10 protein-coding genes are annotated in these 10914 nt (G+C 32.7%); 7 read left to right on the top strand and 3 right to left on the bottom strand.

All coding sequences use genetic code 11. The features are described 5' to 3' along the window. Nucleotides 1-46: 46 nt before the first annotated feature. The 3 genes from GJV76_RS14410 to GJV76_RS14400 all read right to left on the bottom strand — a co-directional run bounded on the left by GJV76_RS14410 (nt 47) and on the right by GJV76_RS14400 (nt 5252). The gene (locus GJV76_RS14410; protein WP_155093297.1) at nt 47-1618 is read right to left on the bottom strand and encodes a hypothetical protein; all 1572 of its coding nucleotides are present in this window, start codon (nt 1616-1618) and stop codon (nt 47-49) included. Between the two features lie 378 nt (nt 1619-1996). Then, nucleotides 1997-3553: a hypothetical protein gene (locus GJV76_RS14405; RefSeq protein WP_155093296.1), complete on the bottom strand. Its 1557-nt coding sequence runs from the start codon at nt 3551-3553 to the stop codon at nt 1997-1999. 340 nt (nt 3554-3893) lie between these two features. After that, a complete protein-coding gene (locus tag GJV76_RS14400) occupies nt 3894-5252 on the bottom strand; it encodes a hydroxymethylglutaryl-CoA synthase family protein (protein WP_155093295.1) in 1359 nt (452 codons plus the stop codon). A 247-nt stretch (nt 5253-5499) separates the two neighbouring features. Between GJV76_RS14400 and rlmF the strand changes: the two genes are divergently transcribed. The 7 genes from rlmF to GJV76_RS14360 all read left to right on the top strand — a co-directional run bounded on the left by rlmF (nt 5500) and on the right by GJV76_RS14360 (nt 10911). Continuing rightward, the gene (rlmF, locus tag GJV76_RS14395) at nt 5500-6408 is read left to right on the top strand and encodes a 23S rRNA (adenine(1618)-N(6))-methyltransferase RlmF (protein ID WP_155093294.1); all 909 of its coding nucleotides are present in this window, start codon (nt 5500-5502) and stop codon (nt 6406-6408) included. Between the two features lie 66 nt (nt 6409-6474). After that, nucleotides 6475-7359 (top strand): hypothetical protein, encoded by an 885-nt coding sequence (locus GJV76_RS14390; RefSeq protein WP_155093293.1) that lies wholly within the window; start codon nt 6475-6477, stop codon nt 7357-7359. 1032 nt (nt 7360-8391) lie between these two features. Beyond that, nucleotides 8392-8922, top strand: coding sequence for an RHS repeat-associated core domain-containing protein (locus GJV76_RS16010; RefSeq protein ID WP_230381573.1), 531 nt, complete (start codon nt 8392-8394; stop codon nt 8920-8922). Next, nucleotides 8922-9683, top strand: a complete 762-nt coding sequence (locus tag GJV76_RS14375; protein WP_155093292.1) for a hypothetical protein — start codon at nt 8922-8924, stop codon at nt 9681-9683. The genes GJV76_RS16010 and GJV76_RS14375 overlap by 1 nt, the downstream gene beginning before the upstream one ends. Before the next feature lie 220 nt (nt 9684-9903). Beyond that, on the top strand, nt 9904-10062 hold the full coding sequence (locus tag GJV76_RS14370) for a hypothetical protein (RefSeq protein WP_155093291.1): 159 nt from the start codon (nt 9904-9906) through the stop codon (nt 10060-10062). Nucleotides 10063-10104: 42 nt separating this feature from the next. Then, the gene (locus GJV76_RS14365) at nt 10105-10254 is read left to right on the top strand and encodes a hypothetical protein (protein ID WP_155093290.1); all 150 of its coding nucleotides are present in this window, start codon (nt 10105-10107) and stop codon (nt 10252-10254) included. A 264-nt stretch (nt 10255-10518) separates the two neighbouring features. After that, entirely contained in the window at nt 10519-10911 is a 393-nt protein-coding gene (locus GJV76_RS14360; protein WP_230381572.1) for a nuclease-related domain-containing protein, read from the top strand. The last annotated feature ends 3 nt before the right edge of the window (nt 10912-10914 follow it).

The raw sequence follows: 10914 nt of genomic DNA, 5'->3' as shown, positions 1-10914 counted from the left end.
TATATAATACAAAAGAGGGTGACCTTTTGGGACACCCTCCTTTAAATTATTTTCCAAAATACTGATTCATTAATTGCTTTGTTCTGAGTTGTTTTGTTTTTTCGAATTTGTTTTTCGCTTTGTCATTCATCGCTTTATTTGATAGACCAAGTGATCTGTTTTTGTTTATATCGTGATCAACAAATTGTAGTTTACTGCTGTAAGATGCCGTGATTTTGTTTTCTCTGTCGTCAATAGCATCGATTGTTATGGTATATGTGTCATTGTTTTTAGAAACTTTTACTTTACCAGTTTTTAGAGGAGCGTATTGATTCATATCTCCATTAAGAACGTTGTAGTACCATGTTCCCCAGTCAAGTCCAGGTTCAGAACCACCACCTTTGCCTATAAAGCCAACTTCTTCTTCCCCGATAGTAAATTCGCCAGTCGGAATATCAGTTGTCATACTTACATCTGTGTACATCGTTAAGCGTAGGTAATCTCCTGACCCTTCTATTTGCCAGTAATTTTCCGGGTAAGTTTTAAGCTTGTTGTTGAATAGAAATATATTCCAACGGTTCAACTCTTTACCTGTAATTGGTGACTTTCCTTTGTACTCTAAGTATCCAAAGTCTAATTGTTCAACTTGTTTATCACTTTTCAATGTTGTAACTGTGAACTCATCGCCTTGTCTAACATTTCCACTGTATTTACCAATGTGACGAGTACCATCTTCTAACTCTACATTGAAGCGTACTTCTTGCTTGCCATTTTTATCTAATACTTTAATACTACCATCTATGATATACAGTTCCGCCTTTATATTCTCTGCCTTGTTATTAACTTGAAGAGTAGCAACATTGTAAATTTGTTCCCCTTCTTTAAGTTCTTCTAATTCCTTTTTAGAGATAACTTTGAATGTTCCCTTTTCAAATTCGCTTGAAGATTTGAAGGTCTTGTTAGGTATTTTTGCCTCCCATGCTTTACTTGCCATTTCGTCAAAGAATGTAATTGTAATAGCATGTCCATCACCTTCTAAATCACCATATTTATCTTTTTCTCCAAAAGAGAAGAAACTTAAATATTCTCCAATCCCTGGATTGTCAAACGGGTTATCTCCCCAGTACCAACCATTTTGAAAATCGTAATTTACTTGATATACTGGTTCAATATCAATATCAGAGTTGTACTTAATGGTATAAGTTTGTTTATTGTTGTCCACTAAGTAACCTTCAATCGAATAGCTCTGATCATTGTTTTTAATGTCTAATTCTCCACTAAGTATTGTTAGCTTTTCATTTTTGTGTGTAATTGAGCTTTCTTGTGTTAGTGAATAAAGTGATTGGCTATCAGAAACCAGATACTTTTGTGAGGTTAATCTTGCATCTAATAAGTCTTTTTCTTCTACTTTGTTTGAGATTAAGTTTAAATTGACAGAGGTATCTTTTGCATCTAAAACGATATTGAATACTCCTGCTTCTTTATCTGTTTTTAAATAAGTTCCCTTGCTGTTTTCAATTGTTAAGTTAAGTGATTTGTCTTCTTCTGTTGGAACTTGAGGAGAAGAATCATCACTGCTACATGAAGTAGTCATGCTTCCTAAGCATAAGCAACTTGCCATAAAGATCAATTTTTTCATTTAGGTGTAATTTGGTTAGTTATAATTTTGTTAGTTCAAAATGTTAAAATGAATTAACGTTTAAATGAGGCTAAAATATAAAAATATTTGATTGTTTGAAGTTTTATTGACAAAAAATGTCTTTTTTATATTTACATATTGTTATTTTCTGTTTTTAAAATGTTAAAATATGTACTTATTGAGAATATTTGCTTTTGTTTGTTTCGACTATTTCTACTTGAAACTCTATTTTTTATGTGACGTATTGAAAAAAAAATTAACAGAAATATTTTTATTACATAGTTATTTGACAAATTTGTGTGCGCGTTTACACAAGTAAAAATACCCTCAAACTATAACGTTGAGGGTATTGATATTGTGTATTTTTTAGTTGACTAATTATTGTCCCAAATAGCGATTAAGTACTCTTAAAGCTTTTTCTTGTTTATACTGCTCTAAGAAGTTTTTGGTGTTCTTGTTATACTTAGCTGAATGAATATCAAAATTTTTGTTTTTATCATTGTTCTTAAAGATCAATTCTCCTGTATATTTAGCCGTAACTATATTTTCTCTGTCGTCTTCAAATTCTACAGAAATAGTGTAGACATTGTTTTGGTTTGTAACAATTATTTTTCCACTCTTGGCTGGAGCCGCATCTTTAAAATCGCTATTTTTTAAATCAAAGTACCAAGTACCCCAATCAAAACCTGCTTCAAATCCCTCTCCAAAACCTGCCATATTTGGTGCTTCTGGTCCTATATTATAAGTACCTGATGGAATAGAAGTTTTTTGGTTTAATTCCGTATATAAAGCAATGCGCATATATTCCCCTGAGCCACCTACTGCCCAATAGTTATCAGGATCTGTTTTTAAGTCTTTATTGTACAAGTAAATATTCCATCTGTTATTCTGCAATCCATTAATAGGCGAAGCACCTTGAAATTCTAAATAACCAATATCTAAGTTGCCAACTGTCCTATTCTCTTTTAATGATGTTATAGTAGCTTCATCTCCTTGTCTAATAGGTCCATTGTATTTTCCTAAATGACGAGTTCCATCAGATAACTCAAGATTAAATCTCACCTCTTGACCTTTTGGTGTTTCTATGACTTTAATGAAAGAATTATCTCGTATATACACCTTTCGATTTATTTGTTTGTCGCTATCTCTGTGTTCAAAATAGGCATATCGGTACACAGGTTCTTCTTTTTCAATGTCTTTAGATGTTGCAATATAGAAGCTTCCCTTATCAAAAGTTGTAGAAGCTTGATACGTCTTATTAGGTATTTTTGCTTCCCATGCTTTAGGTGCTTTTTCGTCATAAAGAGATAGTGAAACGCGGTAGCCGTCCCCGTCAAGTTCACCATAGTTATTTGTTTTTCCAGCAGCAAAAAATGTCATGTACTGTCCGATATTGGGATGTTTGTATTCATCATCTCCCCAATACCAACCATTTTGCAAGGTATATTCGGTGTGATAAAGGGGCTGAATATCAATTGCATCATTAAATTTTACAGTGTAAGTTAATTGATTGCTATCGACAATTGTACCTGTAATACTGTATTTATTCTCTTGATTGATAATTTCTAACTCTGCAGATTGAATAGTTAGTTTTTCATTTTTATTGATTAGATTGCTTTCAGGTGATAAGGTGTAGAGTAGTTGATCTGTTGAGAGTATATATTTATGAGATTCAATGTTAGGTTCTAACAAATCTACACTCTCAATTTTTTTAGAAATTAAACTTAATTCAAGTTTAGTGTCCTCTCCACTTAAAGTTAGATTGAAAAAACCTTTGTCATCTAATGTCTTTAGGTAAGTTCCTTGACCTTTAGTTAGGGCCAATTCGTTTTTTGTTTCTTCTTCTTTCGAAGGAGTTGATGAGTCGTCATTACTACACGAGCTCGTAATACTTGCCATGGAAATAAAGCAAGCTAATACAAATAGTTTTTTCATTTTTCAAGTTTTTAGTTTTGGGTTAGTTTAATTGTTAATTTATTTAACAACACAATATTGCTAAAATATAAAAATATTTGATTGTTTTAAGTTTTATTGATAAAAAATGTCTTTTTTGTATTTTTGTTTAAATAATTGTTTTCGATGTAAGTGTCGAATACAAGATTTAGATCAAAAAATAGAATTGATTTGCCCAAAGAATAATGGGTGAAAATAGGAAGTAGGATGAGTATTCGGTAGAGAAGTGGGGGACGTTTTTGTTTTGATTTAACAAAGTAGAATAGAGGATAAAACAAAAAATCCCTTGAATTATATTCAAGGGATTAACAAAGGCAGTAAGTTACTGTATAAATTTATAATAACGAGCACCTATCAAATGAGGTATCTCTTGTTCTATCCTATCAAGTATGAATTCATTACAAGCTTGTTTTAATGGAGATTTTCTCTCTTTTTTGTGCAGTGCAATATAGGTGTCAAAATCGATTGCTTCAGATTCTTCAATCGCAGTGAAAATGGACTTTGAAGGCATTCCCTGCAACCATTCTGATTGTACTTCTCCCTCAAATACCTTTGATTTAGAGCCTGATCCATAAGCGACAAATCCAAGTTTCGAGTTTTCGATATTTTCACTTGTCTCAGCGAAGTGAGTCAGTGTTGACAAGAGTCCTAAAAAAATAGAGCCAGTATAGATATTTCCCACGTTTCCAGAAGCTATTTCTGAAGGGGCAATTTTGTCTTTGACCAATTCCATGTACTTTTCTGATTTGGCAAATGCTTTAATTTGATCTTTAGCATCTTCCGCTGTGATATCAATTAAATCAGGATTTTCCAACAATACAATTTCATGAAAAGTTCTACGGCCTTGGTAGCAGTAAGGTAGGTGCATTAAGATAGCCTTCCAGTGTTGATATACTTTTTCACTTTGTCTATTGTTTAATTCTTTAAAGTGGGTGTAGGCCTCTGTAATTCTATTGATATAACACTGATTTGAATACTGACCTTCAAATACAGGTTGATCTTTGTGCAAAGTTATTTCCCCTTCTTCAATACCGTGCCAAACTTGATTTGTATCCTTTCCTGTTATTAGCTTTTTCTCGAGTGTGCGATACGGTTTAAAGAAGTCAAATACACTCTCAGTGGCTACACCAGTTTGTGAGCTAAATGCAATCATACGTGGATTTGTACTAATAAGTAGGGCAATAGCACCAGCACCTTGTGTGTACTCTCCTGTAGAAGCTAAGTCATACTTGGCATAATCCGTAGCGATAACGATGGCTTTTTTTGTAGGATTTGCTTTGATGAAGTCTATCGCATTCTGCATAGCATCCACTGCTCCTATACAAGCAAAAGTATGATCAACAGCATCGCAGTTTCTAAAAGTTCCTTGTCCGTATACTTGTTCTAATAATCCCAGTGTATATGATGCAATAGGTTTAGAGTTATCTATCCCACTTTCTGTTCCAACATAAATCTTAGCTATTTCTTTCGGAAGTATATTTGGATTGTCTTTAAGTAGATTATGAGCGGCATTTGCAGCCATCGTCACTACATCTTGAAAAGTATCTAACAAAGCCATCTTTTGTAAACCTAAACCTTTGGTAAGTTTCAGAGGTTCAATATTTCTCGCTTTGGCTAAGGTCTCTATAGGCAAGTGAATTTTAGGGATAAAATATGCTAAACTATCTATTCCAACTTTCATTTTAATCATTGATTTTTGTGAATGGTAAAATTACAGGCTATTCGAATAAATAACTAAATTAATTGGATTAATTTTTTCTAATAATGCTATGTTAATGGTTTAGAGATGATAATAGTGCTGATTTTTATTGATGGGTTAAAGTACTAACCTCCTACTCGTAAATTAACATAGGTATGGTTTCTATTTATTTTAGTTTGTGTCTGTTTAGTTCTTTAAATAATCTAATTTTGTAGCAAATCTCAAGATAATGAAAGATAGCAAGAAAACACAAAAGAAACTACACCAACGCAACAAGCATCACAATTTATATGATTTTGATAAATTGAAACAAGTAGTACCTGAGTTAGGAAATTTCATTATTAAGAATCCCTCTGGTGTTGATACCATTGATTTCGCCATTCCAGAAGCAGTTCTTTTGTTGAATAAAGCGATATTGATGAAGGATTACAAGATAACATTTTGGGAAATGCCAAAGACAAATCTTTGTCCACCAATACCTGGTCGTGCAGATTATATCCATTATATAGCAGATTTGTTAGCGGAAGGAAATCAAGGAAAGATTCCTACTGGTAAGAGTGTCAAAATATTAGATTTGGGAATAGGAGCTAATGTTATTTACCCTATTATAGGCGTAGCCGAATATGGATGGGAGTTTGTAGGTTCTGAGTTAGACGTTGTTTCTATCAAAACTGCGAGTCATATAGTAGAGCATAATCCCCACTTAAAAAGCCATGTTAGTATTAGACAACAAACATCAAAGCGAAATATTCTTAAAAACATTATAGGAGAGAAGGAGTACTTTGATGTTGTTATTTGCAATCCTCCTTTCTTTAAATCAAGAGCAGAAGTAATGGCAAAGACCACCCAAAAACTAAAGAATTTAGGAAAAGAAGTGGTTGGAAAACCTATTCAAAATTTTAGTGGACAGAATAACGAACTTTGGTGTGAAGGAGGAGAGAAAGCTTTTATAACGAATTATATCTACGAAAGTAAACACTTTAAAAGGCAAGCTGTATGGTTTACTACTCTTGTATCAAATAAGGATAATTTAAAGCCACTTGAGTCATTGCTTAAACGCTCAGAAGTAAAAGAGGTGCGTATTATCAATATGGAACAAGGAAATAAAGTAAGTCGTATCTTAGCTTGGAAGTATTAAGCTACTTCATAATTGTGATTTATGATATTAAAATATTTATCTTTAGTGTGTTAAAATTAACATACTATGCAAAATATTGAGCGAAAATTAAAAGAATACCTGGATTCTTCTTCGGTTACAATACAAGAGATTTTGATGGTTTCTAATATAGAACATCCAAAATGGGAGGACAACTCTCACATTATCAAATTAGCTATTGAGCAGATTTTACAACCTGTTGGGGCTCTCCCAGATGAGTATGTATATAGCTATGTTGGAATGCACTTGAAAATACCAGTTGTAGGTAAGCGCCATAGTATTGGTTTTATAGTAACAAATTTAAGAGTGTTGGTACAAGGTGATGTTTCATTTGTAGGAAGAAATACAGGGGCTTTGGGATATCAGTTTACTCAAAACCAAGATGCGAAGGAACTCTTTAACAAAGTATGGAATGACTTTACTGTAAAGTTTAAACTTGATATACCAAAAGAACAGCTGAAAGCCATGCAAGTAGCTTTGCGTGAAGTTATCCAAATCATTTTGCCTGAAATTCAGAGCCTTAATATTTTGCCTGACGAAGTTAAAAAAGCAACAACAATCAAGGGTAGGATAATGGAGTTGGGAATTAAAAGCGAATTAAAGCCATTTGAAGATAATAAGAAAAACTTTGTAAAGTTTATGGATAAGTACCATGTTGCAGATGTTTTGTACGGTGTAGTCATGAAGCCGCTTTTGGCCTCACCTTATGGATTGGTGATTACTCCTACAGGTATTACAAGTCGCGACTTAATGGAAGAATGCGTTTCGAGTACATGGGAAGAAATAAAGGATAACCCAGCCAGAATGGGGAGCAAAGAAGATATGATTCTCATTGGTGAAAAAGAACACTTTATAGCTAATGTCGAGAAGAGTACAACTCCAGCAATGGTTGTTTTGTTGAACGAAATAGCGAATAGTGAGATTGCGTTATAGAATAGTAATATAAAAACGATAAGCATGGGTTCAGTATCCATGCTTTTTTGTTTAGGAGTACAATATCGCTAATATTTATCTTGTAAATATGTCCTAATTTGCAAATTATGAAATGCCACTTAACCAGAAGATTTGTCAACTACATATTGTTGCACTTGACTTCTTGTTAGCTATTGCTTTTAACTTAGAGTGAATATTGAGTTAACTACATAAACAACAAGTTAGTTTGGAATGGTATCATTTCATGCTTATTGTAACTCTTTGATTTTGTTAATTGATTACTTCTAATTTTGCATTTGCTCTATTCTCTATGAGAGATAAATAAGATCCCTTTAGTTTAGTGTCGAAGGTTCCCTTGTAAACGTCTTATTGGAAGATTGTTCGGATATTGTTGGGTAAAAGCCCTGTTTTCCGCACTATATCCGAACAATCTCCGAACAAACCTCCTACAATCTTTGAACAACGTCCATATTTAGTGGCCTCAGAAGCTGTTTTGTAAAATGTCGAAATAAGTTGAATGTGTGTTAAGTTGGTGGTAATGAGGTGTTTTGTGTTTTTTAAGCAAAAGTAGGAGATATAGGTAATATTAGATCATAGATTTAGGGGAGATAGAAGTCGTGTGTTTAAGGTTTACTTAACTATAATTATCCTGGATTACGCATTAGCCAAATACTATAAAGCAATTCTATTTCATATCTCTTTCATTAGTTATAAAACCATACTATAGTATGCTTCACTCACTAATTCAGAGCTATTTTGTATAATTACTTTTCGTTTATATGTCTATCGCGTAATCTGGGATTAATATATAATTTCATAGATAAAGGGAGAATAGAAATACAGTTTCAGAAGTTAAATCTCAATGGAACACCTCCAAGAGTAAAACAAAAAAGAGAGAGTAAACTATTGGTTTTCTATGCGAAGTTTAGAGATTTTGTAACTACCTTTATCAAGGTCAGACACTGGATAGTGAAATGCTTCAGCATTCAACGACTCCTTAATTTAAAATAATAAAGAGGGAGTTAAACTGGACTGGCATATAACCGATTCCGTTACTACGACCCTGAGGATGGGAATTATATCTCACAAGACCCGATAGGTCTTGCAGGTGGTAACCCTACGCTGTATGGGTATGTAGTGGATCCGAATAATTGGTTAGATGTGTTTGGACTTAATTGTCAAGAGCCAACAACTGGTACACCTACAAATCAAGAAGTTAATACGGGGGCAAATGCACCTGAAGGAGGAGGAGTATATTCATTTAATGATAAGAATGGTAATACATATGGAGGTTCTACAAATGATTTTCAATCTAGAATGAATGATCATGTTGGAACAGGAATGCTTCCTGCAGGAAATACAGTTGAGTTTACACCAGTAAATACTGGTAATAGATCTGATAAAGGAGCAAGAAGATTCTTTGAACAGCAAAAAATTGGATTTGATGCAGACGGTGTTCCATTGGCTAATAAATCTACAAGAACTAGAGCAGTAAGTCCCCAAAAGTGGAAAAAGTATGCTCCAAATGGGAAAATAAATTTTAATGATAAATATTTTGATTAATGGTAACAATTTATAATGACTTTATTAAGAATCACACTAACTATGATTTCTTTGACCAAGAAAAGGTGAAAGAATTTCTAGACTTACCTATTATTTATTCACTTGATAGTATACTTCCTGCTTTTAGTAGAGAAATAGGGTATAATGAAATTATGAATATTAGAGTTATTTTAAATTATAAGTATAGAGAACAACGCAATAATCTATACCCTTATTTAGCTGCAAGTTTGGAGACAGTTGTTAGTGAGTTTTTTGTTAATTTATTTGGAGATAAATCAGAAATTATAGATTGTACTAAGCTTGAAGGAGACGTAAAAAAAATAAGTCTTGTAGCTTGTAGAAAATGTGAAAAAGTAATTACTAAGCCGAATTTAGAGATGCTTTTTATAGATACTATGCCAAAAATGACTGAGATAGAAGGGTTGTCTAAACTAATAGACCTAAAAGACTTAACTATATATAGAACACCAAAATTTAATAACTTTGATGATATTAAAGTATTGAAAAATTTATTGTTTTTGAATTTGGATAATAGCAAAACATTGGTAAATCTAGATTTTTTAACAGAAGAGCATAATTTGATATTTCTGGATGTTTCGTTTTGCCCTAACCTAAATATTATGAGCAGTATAGAAGTTTTAAAAAAATTAAAAAATCTAAAACAAGTAAATATAACGTTGAAAAAGAAGGAATTAGAACTTGTTTTAGAAGCTCTACCGAATGTTTATATTAATTCGAATAAATTTAAAAAAGAGAATTAATATTAGATAATATTTGTACATTGTTTTAATTTAAAAGGATTCGTTTTTTCGAGTTGCATGATTTTTACATTGGATGTAAAAAAAATAGAAGAGTTATGTTATGAATCAGAAATATATCCTATCAAAGAGTTTTTAGATGTATATTTAAAAACAAATGACAGCTTTGAAGTATTAATAATTATACAAAAAACCTAAGAGAGTTAATCTTTCTTAGGTTTTTTTGTATAAGGCTATTGCGGACGAAATTATCACTTGGGTATTTGAAGAAGGTAACTTCGCTCCAATGGCTAAGATCAAGGGAAAAAAGAAGTACAGTATCGTGACAGATCACCTTGGTACTCTTATACTAGGGTATAGTGATATTGGTGAGAAAATCTGAGGGCAGAGCGTTAAAAAAATGTCTAGTAGACATTTTTAGCGAATGAGCCAGGCGGCGTTGGTGGCACTTGATTCATTCGGAAAAGCAAGAATGAGTATTGGAGAAGAGGGATTTAGAGAATCTAAGAAGGATAAATTAACACACAGAAAACCAAACGGCTACGCCTATCTCTCTTTTTGTTTTATCCAATAAAAAAGTAAAACTTTAATTGTCTTTAAACAAAAAAGAGAGAGTAAACTATTGGTTTTCTGTGCGGAGAAGAGGGATTTTGTAATTACCTTTATCAAGGTCAGACACTGGATAGTGAAATGCTTCAGCATTCAATGACTCTTTAATTTAAAATAATAAAGAGGGAGTTAAACTGGACTAGCCTATAACCGCTTTAGGTATTACAGCCCAGAAGAAGGGAATTATATCAGTCAAGACCCGATAGAGTTAGCTGGTGGTAGTCCTACATTGTATGGGTATGTACATGATATTAGTTTATGGATTGATCCGTTTGGACTAGAATGTTCAAATTTTAATGGGAGAAGAGGAGAATCACTTGCAGAATATGATTTAGAAAGAAATGGTTTTACTATTGTTGATAGACAGGTACCTATGACTGTTAATGGTTCCGATATACGAGCTGATATTTTAGCAACTAGAAATGGTAAATATTATGTTATTGAATCTAAAATGAATTCAGGACGATTAACTCCTAATCAAAAGTCAAGTCAAATGTTTAGTAATAAAAAGAAAGATATGGCAAATTCTAGTATAACTGGAGGAGGGACAATAAAAGAATCAAAAGGTAAAAAAGGTACTTTTATAGTATCCACGCGAGCAACCACATATTTCATAAGCTAACTT

Source organism: Myroides albus (genome assembly GCF_009711045.1).
Taxonomy (GTDB): Bacteria; Bacteroidota; Bacteroidia; order Flavobacteriales; family Flavobacteriaceae; genus Flavobacterium; species Flavobacterium album_A.
The sequence above is the reverse complement of the archived record's forward strand: the minus strand, read 5'-3'. Positions and strand labels throughout refer to the sequence as shown.